Annotated in this window: 16 protein-coding genes and 3 tRNA genes; 7 read left to right on the top strand and 12 right to left on the bottom strand. The window is 65.7% G+C overall.

Annotated elements, in window-relative coordinates:
- Positions 1-160: 160 nt before the first annotated feature.
- The 5 genes from CR157_RS20605 to CR157_RS20585 all read left to right on the top strand — a co-directional run bounded on the left by CR157_RS20605 (position 161) and on the right by CR157_RS20585 (position 2,415).
- Positions 161-1,144 carry a biotin--[acetyl-CoA-carboxylase] ligase gene (locus CR157_RS20605; protein ID WP_110285401.1) on the top strand — a complete coding sequence of 328 codons (984 nt, stop codon included), beginning with the start codon at positions 161-163 and terminating at the stop codon, positions 1,142-1,144.
- Entirely contained in the window at positions 1,141-1,980 is an 840-nt protein-coding gene (locus CR157_RS20600; protein ID WP_110285396.1) for a type III pantothenate kinase, read from the top strand. Before CR157_RS20605 ends, CR157_RS20600 begins: the two co-directional genes overlap by 4 nt.
- Positions 1,981-2,101: 121 nt before the next feature.
- Positions 2,102-2,185 (top strand) — tRNA-Tyr (locus CR157_RS20595).
- A gap of 48 nt (positions 2,186-2,233) precedes the next feature.
- Positions 2,234-2,307 (top strand) — tRNA-Gly (locus tag CR157_RS20590).
- A 33-nt stretch (positions 2,308-2,340) separates the two neighbouring features.
- A tRNA-Thr gene (locus CR157_RS20585) sits at positions 2,341-2,415 on the top strand.
- A 379-nt stretch (positions 2,416-2,794) separates the two neighbouring features.
- On the opposite strand, the gene CR157_RS20580 is transcribed toward CR157_RS20585, so the two are convergent.
- Complete coding sequence (locus CR157_RS20580; RefSeq protein WP_110285395.1) at positions 2,795-3,025, bottom strand: helix-turn-helix transcriptional regulator; 231 nt, start codon at positions 3,023-3,025, stop codon at positions 2,795-2,797.
- Positions 3,026-3,340: 315 nt separating this feature from the next.
- On the opposite strand from CR157_RS20580, the gene CR157_RS20575 reads away from it, so the two are divergent.
- Positions 3,341-3,979: a BRCT domain-containing protein gene (locus tag CR157_RS20575; RefSeq protein ID WP_181422132.1), complete on the top strand. Its 639-nt coding sequence runs from the start codon at positions 3,341-3,343 to the stop codon at positions 3,977-3,979.
- A gap of 155 nt (positions 3,980-4,134) precedes the next feature.
- Complete coding sequence (gene xisR / locus CR157_RS20570) at positions 4,135-4,329, top strand: excisionase family protein (protein WP_110285393.1); 195 nt, start codon at positions 4,135-4,137, stop codon at positions 4,327-4,329.
- 526 nt (positions 4,330-4,855) lie between these two features.
- On the opposite strand, the gene CR157_RS20565 is transcribed toward xisR, so the two are convergent.
- The 11 genes from CR157_RS20565 to CR157_RS20515 all read right to left on the bottom strand — a co-directional run bounded on the left by CR157_RS20565 (position 4,856) and on the right by CR157_RS20515 (position 14,802).
- On the bottom strand, positions 4,856-5,890 hold the full coding sequence (locus CR157_RS20565; RefSeq protein WP_110285392.1) for a hypothetical protein: 1,035 nt from the start codon (positions 5,888-5,890) through the stop codon (positions 4,856-4,858).
- Between the two features lie 11 nt (positions 5,891-5,901).
- Positions 5,902-6,228 (bottom strand): hypothetical protein, encoded by a 327-nt coding sequence (locus CR157_RS20560; RefSeq protein ID WP_110285391.1) that lies wholly within the window; start codon positions 6,226-6,228, stop codon positions 5,902-5,904.
- 51 nt (positions 6,229-6,279) lie between these two features.
- The gene (locus CR157_RS20555; RefSeq protein WP_219999982.1) at positions 6,280-6,843 is read right to left on the bottom strand and encodes a terminase small subunit; all 564 of its coding nucleotides are present in this window, start codon (positions 6,841-6,843) and stop codon (positions 6,280-6,282) included.
- A gap of 228 nt (positions 6,844-7,071) precedes the next feature.
- The gene (locus tag CR157_RS20550; RefSeq protein ID WP_110285390.1) at positions 7,072-7,509 is read right to left on the bottom strand and encodes a hypothetical protein; all 438 of its coding nucleotides are present in this window, start codon (positions 7,507-7,509) and stop codon (positions 7,072-7,074) included.
- Positions 7,509-7,982, bottom strand: a complete 474-nt coding sequence (locus tag CR157_RS20545; protein ID WP_110285389.1) for a hypothetical protein — start codon at positions 7,980-7,982, stop codon at positions 7,509-7,511. The genes CR157_RS20550 and CR157_RS20545 overlap by 1 nt, the downstream gene beginning before the upstream one ends.
- On the bottom strand, positions 7,979-10,837 hold the full coding sequence (locus CR157_RS20540) for a phage tail tape measure protein (RefSeq protein ID WP_110285388.1): 2,859 nt from the start codon (positions 10,835-10,837) through the stop codon (positions 7,979-7,981). Before CR157_RS20540 ends, CR157_RS20545 begins: the two co-directional genes overlap by 4 nt.
- Before the next feature lie 76 nt (positions 10,838-10,913).
- Positions 10,914-11,084 (bottom strand): hypothetical protein, encoded by a 171-nt coding sequence (locus CR157_RS22710; RefSeq protein ID WP_181422131.1) that lies wholly within the window; start codon positions 11,082-11,084, stop codon positions 10,914-10,916.
- Positions 11,085-11,154: 70 nt separating this feature from the next.
- Positions 11,155-11,379, bottom strand: coding sequence for a hypothetical protein (locus CR157_RS20530; RefSeq protein ID WP_110285386.1), 225 nt, complete (start codon positions 11,377-11,379; stop codon positions 11,155-11,157).
- A 2-nt stretch (positions 11,380-11,381) separates the two neighbouring features.
- The gene (locus CR157_RS20525; protein ID WP_110285385.1) at positions 11,382-13,157 is read right to left on the bottom strand and encodes a DUF927 domain-containing protein; all 1,776 of its coding nucleotides are present in this window, start codon (positions 13,155-13,157) and stop codon (positions 11,382-11,384) included.
- Positions 13,154-14,245, bottom strand: coding sequence for a DUF7146 domain-containing protein (locus CR157_RS22705; RefSeq protein ID WP_181422130.1), 1,092 nt, complete (start codon positions 14,243-14,245; stop codon positions 13,154-13,156). The genes CR157_RS20525 and CR157_RS22705 overlap by 4 nt, the downstream gene beginning before the upstream one ends.
- On the bottom strand, positions 14,242-14,802 hold the full coding sequence (locus CR157_RS20515) for a hypothetical protein (protein ID WP_110285384.1): 561 nt from the start codon (positions 14,800-14,802) through the stop codon (positions 14,242-14,244). Before CR157_RS20515 ends, CR157_RS22705 begins: the two co-directional genes overlap by 4 nt.
- Positions 14,803-14,807: the final 5 nt, after the last annotated feature.

The following is a 14,807-nucleotide window of genomic DNA, read 5'->3' as shown; positions in this document are numbered from 1 at the left end:
AAGTCGGTCATGATAGGTGTCCACTTATTGATAGGTGGACACCTACCGTCACGGAATTTGGGGCTCTGCGGTAGATGGGTTCACCGGCCGCTTACCGATGGATTTCCGAGGCTGCACGAGTTCCGATAGAATGTGGACTTTTCCCGTCTGGGGCATGCGCATGACCATCGGTGATCTGATCCGCCTGCTGAGCGATGGCGAGTTCCATTCCGGCGAGCAGCTGGGCGAGCGCCTGGGCGTGTCGCGAGCGGCAGTGTGGAAGCAGTTGAGGAAGCTGGAATCGCTGGGGATCGCCATGGAGGCGGTGAAGGGGCAGGGCTATCGCCTGGCGGAGCCACTGGAGCTGCTCGATGGCGGCGAGATCGTGGCGGGGCTGTCGCGGGATGCGCGACAGCACCTGACGCGCCTGTTCGTCGAGGAAACGCTGCCGTCCAGCAACGCCTTCATCCACGAGCGCTTCGAGCAGGGTGCCGGTCATGGCGAGGTCTGCCTGGTGGAACAGCAGAGTGAGGGCCGCGGGCGTCGCGGACGCGCCTGGACGACGCCCTGGGGGCGGTCGCTGATGCTGTCGTTGGGGTGGCGCTTCGAGTCGGGAATCGCGGTGCTGGAGGGGCTGAGCCTGGCCATCGGCGTGGTATTGGCCAGGGTGCTGGAAGGCCGCGGGGCAAGGCCGCTGCTGAAGTGGCCCAATGATGTACTGCTGGAATCGCCGCAGGGGGAGCTAGGCAAGCTGGCCGGCATCCTGGTGGAGGTCAGTGGCGATGCGGCCGGCCCCTGTGAGGTGGTGGTCGGCATGGGCATCAATATCGACCTGCCTGCCGACTTTCGGGCCGCCATCGACCAGCCGGTGGCGGCGCTACGCGACCAGGCGCCACAGGTTTCGCGCAATGCGCTGGCGGTGGAGCTGCTCGAGGGCCTGCTGCCGCTGATGGCGAACTTCGAGCAGCGGGGCTTCGCCGTCTGGCAGGAGGAGTGGAATGCTCGCCACGCTTTTGCCGGCCACGAGGTGGATATCCTGCGGGGTGGAGGGCACGAGGCGGCGATCGCCGAGGGGGTCGACGAGTCCGGCAACCTCTGGGTTCGGCAGGGCCAGCAGCGCCTGCGCCTGGCAGGAGGGGAAGTCAGCGTGCGTGGTCGCCCATGATCCTGGATCTCGATATCGGCAATACCCTGTCCAAGTGGCGATTGAAGGATGCCGACAGTAGCGAGATTCGCTCGCGCGGCGCCGTCTGGACCCGCGAGGAGTGGCGCCCCGGCTCGGACATTCCGGACCTGGACGTGGTGGAGGCGGTGCGCATCTCCAGCGTGGCGCGCAAGGTGGTACTCGAGGAGACCGTGACACTGCTGCGTCGGCGGGTCGGTGCGGTCCATGTGGCGCGCTCCACCCCCGAGGCCCTTGGCGTCACCAATGGCTACGAGGAGCCCGGCCGGCTGGGGGTGGATCGCTGGATGGGGACGCTGGCCGGCTACCAGTTGGCCGGTGGATGCTGCAGCGTCGACTGCGGTAGCGCCATCACCGTCGACTTCGTGCTGCCGGGTGGGCGGCACCTCGGGGGCTACATCCTTCCCGGGCTGCGCCTGATGAAGGAGAGCCTCAAGCTCGGCACGCGCAACGTGGCCATCGACCCGGACAGCGAGGCCGAGGAGCTGCTGGTGCCGGGTACACACACGGTGGAAGCTGTTAATCACGGCATCTACATGGCCGCGGTCAGCGCGGTGAATCGTATCTACAGCGAAGTGTGCGACCGGGAGGGGGTGCCCCTGCCCATGTTGCTCACCGGGGGCGATGCGCGGGTGATTTCGCGCGGCATCCAGGTGCCCCATGCGGTCTGGCCGGACATGGTCTACGCCGGGCTCGAGGCCTGTTTCCCGTTGACCGCCGCCGAGCGGGCGGGAAAGCTGTCCGGGGCGCCAGGTGTGCCGTCACCGGTTTCGCTGGAAAAGATACGTGCCGGGCTTGCATTCTCGATGCTGCTTTGACACAATGCGCCGCGTTCCGAAGCGAAGAGGAAGCGCTGAAAGGCTGGGTTCCTCGGTCAGGATAACTGAGAAAACAGTGACTTGACATCGGGCATGAAGGTGGTAGGATATGCCGCCAGCTGGAGGGGTTCCCGAGTGGCCAAAGGGAGCAGACTGTAAATCTGCCGCGAAAGCTTCGAAGGTTCGAATCCTTCCCCCTCCACCAGAATTCGCCGGCACCGGTTCGGTCGGTGGTGGCAGCAAGAGTGGGTAGGCGGGCATAGTTCAATGGTAGAACCTCAGCCTTCCAAGCTGATGATGCGGGTTCGATCCCCGCTGCCCGCTCCAGGCATCGAGCGTCATGTGATGTCGAAGGGTTGCGCTCATGTAGCTCAGGGGTAGAGCACACCCTTGGTAAGGGTGAGGTCGACGGTTCAAATCCGTCCATGAGCTCCATATTGAAGTAGAAAAAACCGCCACTTACGGGTCATGCCGGGTGGCGGTTTTTCGTTGTGCGATCGCCGGGTCAGTAATGGGTCAGCAATCTGCAGAGGGTCGGCTGACAGGGAACTCGAATTCCCTCCGTCGATAGCAGTCCGGCGGCCACGTTTGCGGCGCCTCTCTCGGGGGCACTGTTTTTCACTGGATACAGTGGATACAGCGGATACGATGACCTGAAAGCCGCATGGTTGAGCGGTTTTGGAGATTCCGCGGAATGGATACAGCGTCACCACTGTATCCATTCCGAGTGGCTACGGGCTTCCAGGGGTGAGCCGCTCTCAAGTACCTGTGGCCTAATCGATCTCCCGCTCCCACTCAGCGCGGCATTGACGGCTCACACCCGCTTCGCCCGCTTCATCCACTCGCGCATCCACGCCTCGACCTCGTGCTCCAACCAGTAGTTTGGTGCCTGGCGGGTGTTGCCATCCTTGAACGGCCTGGGGAATGTCGGGTCCTGCTCCATCAGTGCGAATAGCGCTGAGCGCTCACGCCCGATCTTCTTGCAGACGTCCCGGGTTCTCAGGAACACCAGCGGGCTCTGTTCGGTGGTGGTTGCTTCTGCCATCTCAATCTCCTGCATACCTGCCGCCGCCGGGCCAGGGGCTACCCAGAGAGCGCGGGCTTCTTTCGGATCCCCTCCACACCAAGCGACCCTGCTCTCCAGCGCCAGCCACCTCCGGCCATGGCCTCGAGAGGTCCACCTGGAAAGCGTAGCGGGAGTCTGGAGTGGGCGCGGGCGTCAGATTGTGGCGACACTACCCCGAAACGGGGTACCCCTCCCCACGGCTCCTGGGCGCCAGCGCGGGCAGACCTCAGCTCCCTTTGCCACACTATCCCACGGGCCCATGGCCCGCAGGGAACAACAATAAGGGAGGACACGATGCCTATTCGTCTCGATGACCATGGCAAGCCCGTTACCCGGCGCCTCAACCTGGCCAAGAACGCCACCCGGGATGCCAATGAGCTGTGCGGGCTGGCCCGCGGGATGCTCTCCGATGGCTCTCTCAACCAGGCCGAGGCCGAATATCTGCTCAAGTGGCTCGGAGAGCGCCCCGAGTCGCTGGCCGTCTGGCCCTTCAGTGTGCTCTTCTCGCGCCTCGAGGAGATGCTCGCCGACGGAGTGCTGGACGCTGATGAAGAGGGCGAGCTGATCGGCCTGCTCCTCGACTACACCGGTGGCGGCTCCACCCAGGGCGGCGCCAGCGCCAGCCGCCAGTCTACCGCCCTGCCTCTATGCGAACCTGCGCCGGATGTTGTCTTCGAGGGCTGCAATTTCGTGCTCACCGGCCGCTTCGTCACGGGTACGCGCCGCGAGTGTGAGGCAGAGATCGTCCGGCGCGGTGGCCAATCCCAGAAAACTCCCACCCGAGCCACCCACTTCGTGGTGATCGGGGACCTGGGCAGCGAGGACTGGGCACAGTCGAACTACGGTCGCAAGATCCAGCATGCCGTGGAGCTGCGCTGCGAAGGCCGCGGCATCCACCTGATCAGTGAGCGTCACTGGGCCAACTGGCTATAACTCCGGCGCCCACTTACATCGATTCCGTCCGCGGGGCGCCTGGAGGATGGTCAAGATTTGGGCCGGGGGTCAGAAGGACCCAAGCAGGGTATAACCCCCATGCGCAAAGGGGGTCCATGTAAACTGAGGAGACAGGCAACGCCAGGGGAGCAACGGTGGCTCAGAACAAGTGGGTCCTTCGGAACAAGTTGGCGGAGCTCTACGGCTACTCGCTGTCGGCGATCGAGCACAAGCGGAAGGACGGCACATGGCTCGAGGGTCGCATCTGGAGGAAGGCCCCTGATGGCAGGGTCTTCTACAACGTCGCAGAGGTAGACCGCTGGATTGAGTCGGGACCAGGCCCCCGCTGACACCACCCCAAGCCCCGCGGAGGGTCAGCCCCTCAGCCTGCAGGGCTCGCGCCGCGTCCCGATCCACGGCGCCCGCCTGGCGGGGCTATTTGCGCTTGCGAGCAGCATCCCGGCGGCGAGCGACAACCGAGTAATCCCCCGCCAGCTTCTTATGCCGGAGAACCTGGCAATTTAGTCCGCCCCCAATGGACGCCCTGGTGGCCATCAGGAACAAAAAAGGGGCCTCGGATTGAGGCCCCAAGACCACGGGCGAAGAGAAAGAGAAACCCGCGGGTGCTTCACCGCTCGGTTACCCGTTGCCGGGTGTGAATCGGTGGTTCAGTTCGAGACCAAGGGCCCGCGGCCGGCGGGCTGAAATGAAACAAGGCCCCGAAGGACCTTGAGTGCTGGCGTTCGCGGCCCCAGCAGGCACTGTCCGCGAAATGCCAGCGGCTGGCGTTTTGCTCGGGCTCCCCCATGGCACACGGCCAGCGATACCGGAGGCGAGTTTGCTGGCGGGATAACCACAAACCACCAGCGGAGTTGCTCAGATTGTCAGGGTACCGTCCAGGCGCTTGCGCTCGGGATGGAAAAGCAGCGAAGGCAGCGTCATCTCCAGGCGCATATCAGGGTGAGATCGCGGCCCACCATTGATGGCAGACATAGCGCCTTCCCAGGCCAGGCGGGATCGCCTGAGCTGCTCCATGACGGCCTCCAGTTCCTTCCCCTCCAGCAGATCGATCAAGCGCTTTTCGTGCTCTTCGACTTCGCGGGCGTAGACGCGAGCCGAGATCTCGAGCTTTGTTGCCTCAAGATCCGCGATTTTCTCTTCCAGGGCGGTGAGCGTGCGCTCCAGTCCACGGGTAGCGGCGATCCGGCGCTCTCCCTCCTCGCGCGCCTTCTCCGCCTTGCTCCTCGCCTTGGTCAGGGCCGCAGCGGCGGCGCGCTGGTCACCCTCGTCGCCATCACCCATGGCGGCAGCGGCCTCGATCTCGTCCAGAGCGGTTTGCGCGTCGTCGGCTTCCCGGCGGGCAGCAGCGGCAGGGTCACCGCCCCCCGAGAGCCGCTCGATGGTGGCGGTCACGCGGGATGACTCGCCTTCGAGCTGCTCCAGCTCCTTGGACAGGGCGCTCAAGGCCTGTTGCGTGGCCTCTGGCTGGGCTTCTGCGTGTGCCTCTCTCTGCTCTTCGAGGCGCTCGGAGGCGGCCCGCTTCGTGGCCAGGGCCTCATCCGCTCGCTGGCTTTCGCGGAGGGCCTCCTCCATCTCTTCCAGGGCTTCACGTTGTTGGTGCGCATTTTGGGGCTTGCCCCGTCGGTCGTGAAAATCGACCTTTTTGCGGAGTTCGTCGCGGACCTTGGCGCAGATCTCTTTGCTGGGCTGGCTGCCGGCGTCCACTCCGGCCAGGTCGGAGACACGGCTGGCGATCGCCATGGCTTTGGTGGCGGTTCGCTCGGCGTGCCGGGCGGCCTTCTTCACGGAATCAGCGAGCGAGGCGGTCTCGCTCTGAATGTCGCGCCGGCGGGTCAGCCAGGCGGCCCACTCACTGGCCGGCTTGCTGGTTTTCTGAAAAATGCCAAGCATGATTGTCTCTCTCAGTGGTTCTGCTGGTCGTTATTCCATTTGGCCGTGATGGCGTCCACGGCCTTGGGCTCATCGGCTTTCCGTTGGCCACCCTGGAGCTTGAGGCGAAACAGCTCGGTCCCCAGCGCCTCCGCACTCATGCCCGATTCGATGGCATGACGCGCTTTGTCGGGATGATCCTGGCCGGCGATTTCCATGATGGTCTGGCACCTCTGGCGCTCGTCCCGCTTTCCATTTTCAGCGGCGTCGAGGGCGCCGGCGGGGGCGATCTCGATGGTCTTCGGGTCAACGCCTTGGCTGATGGCGCGCTGAAATTGCTCTGTGGTGCTTACGTACATACCACTCTCCTTCTCGGCTTGGTGATCCACCAGGGCGGGCGGCCCTTGAAGTCATGCGGTGGCGATCTCCATCTCCATCAAATATTCCTCGAGCTGCTCCGGGATCTTTTCACCGAGCTCCGCAGCCAGGTTGCGGGCCCGGGTGATCTCCCTGGTAAAGCTGTCCAGGTGGCGGCTTTCCAGATCGGGATGCTTGCGCTTCATCGTCAGCGGCAGGGTGTCGAAGATGGTGGCCATCTCGCTGGCCAGACCGGACAGGCTGTAGATGGCGAACCCCACCGGTACCAGACGCCCGACATCACGATCGTTCTTGATCTCTTGCGCCTCTCGGCGGGCTTTGGTAAGGCGGTATTCTTCCTGGCTTCGCTTGTAATCGAGGAGCGGGTCGTACTCCTCTCCATCCACCCCTTCCGGTTGCGATGATTGATGTTTCGCTTCCACCTCGGCCAGCTTGGCATCGAGCACATTACGGCAGTCGAAGAACTTCTCTCGACCAATCCGCGCCACGGGCTCTATTCCCCATTTATCAAAGGCTTGAACGGATATGCCGAGACTGGCGGCCATCTGCTTGCGGTTGAGCCAATGAGGCTCGGGTTGGCGCTTGCTGGTGGTCATGAATAAACCTCAACCTCCCCCTGGGGGATCCTCATAAATAGCCGAAGCCCGGGGCTCTGCGCCCCCGCAGCCGGGGTGGGGGCCGCCAGGAGGACCCGGCGTTTTTTCCCAGCGGAATGAAGACCCCGCGTGTGCCAATGGATGCCAGCACGTCGGGCGGCACCAACCGGTCGCACTGCCAGCGGCGCACGCCAGCGAGCGAGGGCCCGGGGCACAGCGCGGCGGCGGTCATGCCCCCGGCCCTCGTGACGCGGCCGGCTTGTCGCGGGCGGCCTCGACGGATGCCAGGGTGTGGCGGAAAAGCTGGAGCTCTCGCAGTGCCTCGGCCTCTCGGTCCACGTGGTGCGCCAGCTCGCGCATGTGATCCATTGCCCGGGTGGCCAGCCGCACGACAGACCCCCCGGGGTCTTTTCCAGCGCAGGCCCGGGAGTGCTCGAGGATGGCATCAACGAAGGCCATGAACGGCGCCTCGACATTCCCCCGGGTGGCCTTCGAAAGCGCGGTGCCGGCCGCCTGGACGTGCGGGGAGGTCACCCCGGGGCAGCGTTCGCCCAGCGCCTTGAGGCTGGACAGGGCCCGGTCGAACTTCTGGTGGTGGTAGTCGCGGCGCTGGCGGGCAGCGGCCTCGCGCTCACGCAGGTCTCGAAGCACGGTCGGGGTACTCATCAGTGGATCCCCCCGCCCTGTTGTCGCTCGAGCGCGTGCTGGGCCTCGATTTCGCGGGCCAGGGTGGTCACGCGGGTCAGGATCGCCACCGTTTTCCGGCGGGCCTCGTGATCGGCAGCCACCAGCCGGGTGGCGTGGGCGATCAGGGCAAACACCCGGGATCGAGCAGGCGTGCCGAGGGGGTGCTGTTTCGCGAGCGCCACCAGGGCATCGGTGAATTTCGCGAACGGCTCGTGGCTCTCCGGCGCCGCGGTGAGCATCTGCCCGGCGGCCTTCGCCTGAGGGCAGGCCGCCACCTCCGGCAGGGCCACCAGGGCGGCGAGGTCGCGATTCACCCGCTCGAGGGCTTCCTTGCTCTGGCGCAAGGCCAGCCGGTTCGCCGCGATCCTGACGATCAGCGCCATCATCGCCGGTGAGTGCGTCGGGTCGATGCCCAGGGCGGCCCCCCTCGGGGGGTTCGGGTTCACCGTCATGCTCCACCCTCGATGCCCAGCAGGAACTCGGCGCCCTCGGCATTGGCGCGCAGCTGAACCTTCTCGAGGATCTCCCACATGATCATTTCGAGGGCGGGCTCGAGGCCGGTGGAGTCGATCTTGATCAGGCCGTCGCCGTTGCGCAGGGCCTCGGTCTTGGCCCGCAGGTTCTTGATCTGGGCGTCGATCAGCTTCTTCTGCTGTTCGGCGGCCTCGCCCTGTATCTTCAGCTGCTGATCAACGGCCTTCTCGAGATCCAGTTCCTGGAACCGGGAGAGGTCGCCTCCGGCCAGGCTGCTGAACAGGCCGTCAATGGAGCCAGCCGTCGCCTCGATGGTGGTACTGGTCGCCCCCAGGATCGCCTCGACCTTCTTGGTGTCGGCTTCCATTTCCGCAATCTTGAAGTCGACAGAGAACTCCATCCCCTTGATTCGTTCGTTGCTGGCCAGCTCCATGGCCGTCTTCTCGAGGTCGAATAGCTGGTCGGCGGTCTTCTTCGCCTTTTCGCCGGCGTCGTTGGCCGATTCCCCCAGGGCCTGGAGGGACTTGCCGCCGGCATCGCCGCCGACGCGAAGATCCTCCAGGCGGGCGACCAGTCCGTCATAGGTGCTCTCGTCGATCATCCCGGCGGTGAACTGGGCATTGACCTTGGCAAGCGCTTCCTCGACCGCCTCGCTGTTGTCCACGGCCTGGTAGGTGTTGCCGTTCAGCTTTTCCCAGGCGCCGGAACTGTTCTCGATATTGGTGATGTAGTCGCCGAGGGTTTTGGCGTTGGTGCTATAGGCCTGGTCGGTTGCCTCGCTGGCTCTCGTGGCCGCCTCGGCGGCGCTCGTCCACTCCTGCCAGGCACTGAATCCATCCAGAACCGACCGGCTGGTCTGGTTCACCGCCCCTTCCACCCCCCCGGTCTTCTCGGAGAAGTTGGAGACCGCGATGGCGGCGTTGACGGCCTCCTGGCTGATCGTGTTGAAGTCTTTAGCGGCCTCGTCCCCCCAGCCGAAGAAATCGGAGAGCCCGACATAGGCCTCGGCGAGTTTCTGGACCTGGAACAGGGAGAACTCCGTGGCCACCTTCTGAGCGCCGGTGGTCTCGTCCAGCTCGGCCTTGAGTTCGTCAGAGAAGTTGAAGCGGAATTCGTTGAACTCCTTCATCTCGTTGTACAGCTGGAGCAGAGCTCCGGAGGCGGCGATGGCGGCGAAGCCCAGCCCCCCTTTGGTGCTCAGTGCCCCGGTCAACTTCCCGGCGGCTCCGGTCACCGCTGGGATCGCGCCTTTCGCGCCGGCCAGCGAGTTCATGATCGACAGCATGGAGCTGAAGGCGCTCAGCGCCGTGGTCAGAACGATGGCACCGCCCCCGATGGTGCCCAGCATGGCCACGTATTCGGGATCGATTTTCATGATCCATTGCGCCAAGTCGGCCAGCTTCTCGATGAAGGGCCCGATGGCAGTGATGGTCCCGGCGGTATACTCGCTCAGCAGCTGGAAGGCGGTTCCCAGGGTCTCGATGACGCTGGCCAGGCCCTCGGCCGTGGTGATGTCGGCGCCGTCGAAGAGCCCGCGGATCGCCTCGCGGATCGCCTCGACCCCATTCAGGAAGCCGGACCAGTCGGCGGTTTCCAGCGCCTCGGGCAGGTTGGCGGCGACCTCGTATAGGGTGGCCTCGAGCGAGGCGAAGACGCTTTCGATCTGGTCGACGAACTGCTTCAGCTGGCCATCCGTCAGGGAGACCCCGATGGCGTTGAATATCTCGGCAATCGCGCTCTGGATGCCGCTGAACTCGTCGAGCAGCGGCAAGCCCAGGCCGACCAGCGCCACCGTCATGGCGTTCTTGATTCGCTGGGTGCCCTGATCGACGGTACCGGCCATCTTCTCGACGGCTTCGGCGGTGGCCCCGGCCCGCTCTTCCATGTTGCCCAGCCCATCGGCGAAGGCGTCGGCCACCGGGCCGGTCAGGGAAAGCACGCCCTTGGTCGCCTCGACGCTGCCGAAGAGCGTCTTCATCTTCTCCTCGGAGCCGCCGGTGGCCTCTTCAAGGATCTCGAGAAAGCCCGCCAGTCCATGGGTTCGCAGTGCCGTGGCGTTGAACTCGATCCCCAGCTCCTCGGCGAGGCTCTTCGCCTGCGAGGATGGGCCGAGGATCGCTGTCAGTGCCGAGCCGACCTGTGTAACCGCCTGGCTGGTGGAAAGGCCTGTGGTGGTCAGTGCCGACACCCCGGCGGCCAACTCCTCGAAGGGCACCCCGAGTTGCGCGGCCAGGCCGGTGATCTGCGGCAAGGCGTTGGCCAGCTCGTCGATGGTGGTGATGCCACCCTTCATGGCCACGAAGAAGGCGTCGGTGAAGCTCTCGGCATCGGTGGCTTCGGCACCGTAGGCGCTCAGGGTGCCGGCGAGGGCCGTGCCGGCGGTCTTGAGATCCGTCGCCCCACCGACTGCCAGCTGTTCGGCAGCTGCCAGCAGGGTCAAGGCCTCCTCGGTATCGTTGCCCGCCGAGATCAGGTCGAAGTAGGCGTCGGTGATCGTATCGATGGATTGGGTCGAGTCCCGGGCGTAGTCGAGCAGGCCGCCGCGGAGCTCATCCAGCGAGCCGCTGGAGTCGTCCAGCAGGGTGGTGATCGAACGGAAGTTGGCATCGAAGTCGCCGGCGGTCTTGATCGCCAGGGTGGTGACGGCGGCGCCGGCGGCCAATAGGGCGCCTTCCACCTTGAGCACCGCCAGGCTGAAGTCGGCCAGCGGCTGTGCGGCCTGCTGGACGCTGCTGGACACGCTGTCGAGTTGTCGCGTCACCGACGTGACGCCACTTCCCATCTGGTCCACGCCGTCGAAGATGATCGCTACCGTTTTTTCCAAGTCGGCCATTGGCCTGTCTCTCTCTGCTCGTGTCTCATCAGGTCCCCGGCATAAGCAAAGCCGCCCCCGCGCGGCGCCTCTGGAGTCAGGGTTGAGCTGCCTTCACGCCTCGTTGCTCGGCAAGGAACAGCAGCCAGCCGGCAGCATCGACATCACCGGCGTCTGCACGGTGGTCGAGCATCTGATACAGCTCACGTTGGCGACGCGCCGAAGGGATGATGTTGCGGGCTCGAGGCTTGCGATTGCTTGGCTTCATGACAAGTACTGTCCATTTATCCAGTACCACATACTGTAGTCAAATTGCCTCAAACTTGCACATGTTGTGCTTATCTTGTGCGCTCCAGCGTCAAGCCTGCCGGTTGAGCGTTAGGCCAGCGGCAGCGAGCAATGCCGAGGGCCTCGCATCCACTGACCTGGCAGGGCAGTACCAGCACCACCGGCCGGTCGTTGACCAAGAAGCGCCAGCCATTGAGTCGAGAGCGGTGATTGATCACGGGCGGGGCCATGGTCTCGTGCATGACCCGTTGTTCGAGTTGTGCGAGCCAGTCCATCGTCACTCTCCCTCGTCGGCTTCCAGGATCGCCACCGGCACCACATAGAGCCGAATCGGTCGTTGGTGGCCGGGCAGCCGGATCTGCCGTTGCCGTCTGCCGTCGTTGTCGTCGGTCAGGAGGTAGCCCCCATCGGCGAGCCATTTGGCCACCTGGCGATAGCCGAACCCCTGGCAGGCCTCCTTCCAGCCATCGCTGGTGAACATCACACAGCGCCGCCCCTGGTGCTCGCCGATGTAACCGGCTCGGTCCCGGACCATCACCTGGCTGCGGGGCGTATCCAATGGGCTGAATCGCGACTCGCCGTGTCGTTCGATGAAGGCGCGGATCTGTTCGAAGGCGCGGCGCGGTTCGTCGTCACCACTGGTACCGCGATCGGCCAGCCATTCTCTGAACAGGGTCACGCAGGCCTCGGAGACCTCGTTGGACTGCCAGCCAGTGATGCCCCAGGCGCTGGCCAGTGTCCCCGCCGCGGCGACTAGGGCGAACTTGTCGGCGACTCGGCGAACCTGGCCGCTGGCTCCGGGTGGTAACGCATGACGCTTGAAGTGCTCGCCACTGTCGGAGAAGGCCTGGCGCGCCAGCGGCTGGTTGGTGGCGAGGCATTCGATGAAGGCGGCACCAGCGTGGCCGTGGGCGTCCCGGGCGGCTCGGTCGAGCTGGTTGGCGAAGTCGGCACCACTGGCACCGTGGGTGGTCTCGAACAGCCCTCTCCCGGCGCCAGCATCGGCGCGCAGCACGATGGCGCGCACCGCCTGGCCGGCATAGGAGCGTCCGCCTTCGCTGGCGATATGATCAGCGGTAGAGAGCTCCCCCGACGACAGGAAGACCAGGCGCCAGCGGGCTCGGTCTCGGAGTGCTCCGGTCTCCTTCGATCGCCCCTTGCCGCGCCCCTCGGCGAGCATGTAGACCGATTTCCCGGCGGCACGCGGGTCGCACTGGTGAAGCTCGTCGAGCGTCAGCAGGGCGTCGTTACGAGTGGCCGCGATGCTCTCGAGGCCATTGGTGGTGTTGTTCCAGGTCTCGAGCAGTTCGCCAGGGTCGCCCCACACGCTGTTGGCCAGGTTCAGCGCCGTGGACTTACCGATGCTGGATCCTCCGACGAAGTGGAAACCGAAGCTCTCCTTCAGCCGGCAGGGCACCAGCATCGCCGGGGCGAAGGCGGCGGCCACGGCGAACAGCAGGCGGCTATTTCCCCTGCAGGGGGCTGCCACCTGACGTTGCCACTCGGCCAGTGTGCCGGCGGGGCGGTAGCCGTCCGCGGAGAGCTCCGGACGCTGGTAGACCAGGCGCTGCCGGCTGGCATTGCCCAGCACCCGGCCGGGCAATACGTAGGCATCACCATGCCAGCCGGTGCGCTGCGTCGAGGTCACCAGGCGGTCCTCGCGAGCGCACTGCCGACCGGCCTGGTGGATGTAGGCGGTCAGCAGTGTGCGGGCCTTGGCCGTGGCGTTGATCATCAGACCCATATCGAGCATCACGCCCCGGTACTCCTCGCCGCTGCCCTTGAGCATCGAGGCGGGCATGGCCCACTCATGGGTGAAGCCGGTGTCGGTGGGAAAGCGTAGCAGGTAGCCATGCCCACCCCCGTGGGGGGCCGTGGTGCGCGCCACAACCTCGAGCCGGCTGCAGATCGTGACCGGCTTGGCGTCATCGTCGTCGGGGGACTCATAGACGAGCCAGTCGTCGGCATTGAAGTGGAAGCCGGCCGGCATGGTCGGGGCCCCCGACTGCTCTGAGGCCTCTTTCATGGCATGGACGACGGCGTTGGCGCTCATCGGCTCACCTCCTTGTCATCGAGGAGCACATCGAGCCAGTCGCGGCTCTTGGCGTGCTCGGGTATCGGGCCCGGTGGAAGGCACAGCCTGACCATCAGGCCGAGGCGCAGTAGGCGGGCGCGCAGGCGTCGTGCCGCGCGTTGGCCGGTACCGCTGCGGTCGCGGTCGGCCATGATCCAGATTCGAGCCACCCCGCGGGGAGGATGCCAAGCGGCCAGCCCGTTCGCAGTGACGCAGGCCCACACCGGCAAGTTGGGGCTGGCGATACGCACGGCCAGGGCGGTCTCGATGCCCTCGGTCAGCGCCAGCTCTCCGCCGGTAAGCGGATAGAGACGCGCCGCGGCGCCGGCGGTAGCGCCGCCTTCCACCGGAATCGCCAGCTTCTTCGGACTCTCGACCGGTGCCTTGCCGCGGCCATCGGCGGCCAGGTAGGTGCGGTGGGCACTGACCAGGCCGCCACCGGCACGGCGCACAGGGGCGACCAGCGCCGGATAGTCGCCGAGCCGTTGCGGCTCCCCCTGGTCGCTGCATTGCCAGTAAGCGAGCGATTCACGCAGGCGCCAGCCGGGGGGCAGGTCGCCGCGGTCAATCAGCGCCCCCAGGCCTCGGTGCCACAGGTAGGCAAGGGCAACGGGGGCCTGGTCGATCGGGACCGCAGGCGCCAGCAGGGCACCAAGGCGATGCTGGCGCTGGGCGCTGTCAATCTCGGGCAGTCTCTGCCTCTCCTTGGTGGCGACAGGGGAGGGGGTACCCCGTTTCGGGGGCCCCTTGAACAGAGTTCTCGAGGCGGTCGGGCTGGCCGTCTCGATCCCCAGGCGCTCAGCGATGTCCCGGGCCGCCTCCCGGGCTGTCAGGCCGCTCGTGCGTTGCCACCAGGTCAGGCCATCGCCGGCACCACACTGGTTGCAGATCGCGCCACCGGTGGCCTCCCAATCGGCGAACAGGCGGAAGCGGTCACGGCCACCACACACAGGGCACGGCTGGTGCTTGCGGTGGGTCCAGTACCGCAGCGCCAGCCGCTGGGGCAGCAGGGCGCCCCAGCGTCCGCGGGCGTGGTCGACGACCTGCGTCACCGGACCGGTGCTCACGCGGCCGGCCCCTGGGCTGGCGGGCGAGTAGACATCATCATGCTGACCCACAGCTCGCTGTGTGCCTCGATGCTCTCCAGTCGGTGACCGATCAGGATCAGCGCGGGGGCGGCGGGGTCCAGGCCTTCGATATGCTCAATATTGGCCGTCAGCCATCGGGCCATGCCGGTGAGTCCGCCTAGGAGTGTGCCGATAGCCTCGCCGGTATCAGTGCGCACCGGGTGTTTGGTCAGGCTGGCCAAGCGGCGGCGATCCATGCTGCTCAGGGATGAGGTTTCGACCAGCTTACTGCCCTGGTCGGCGCGAGTGTCGAGCAGCAGAGCGCTGAGGCGGCTGACCAGGCGCACCTCTTCGGCCAGGTAGGCGGCGGCAGCCTCCAGGTGGCCGGCATCCAGACCGCAGGTCATGCCGGGGTGCCGGCGGGCCTGATCGGCTCGCTCTTCACGGCTCAGCGCCAGCGCTTCCAGCAGGCCAGCGGTTGAATCGAGCGATGCCTTGATTTCGCCCATCAGTGTTGGGGCGTCGATCTGGTTCAGGGTGTCGGTGTAAGCGTTCATCGTCA

Source organism: Halomonas sp. LBP4, from assembly GCF_003202205.1.
In the GTDB taxonomy this organism is placed as follows: Bacteria; Pseudomonadota; Gammaproteobacteria; order Pseudomonadales; family Halomonadaceae; genus Halomonas; species Halomonas flagellata.
Note: the sequence above shows the minus strand (reverse complement) of the source record. Positions and strands in the feature narration are given on the sequence as shown.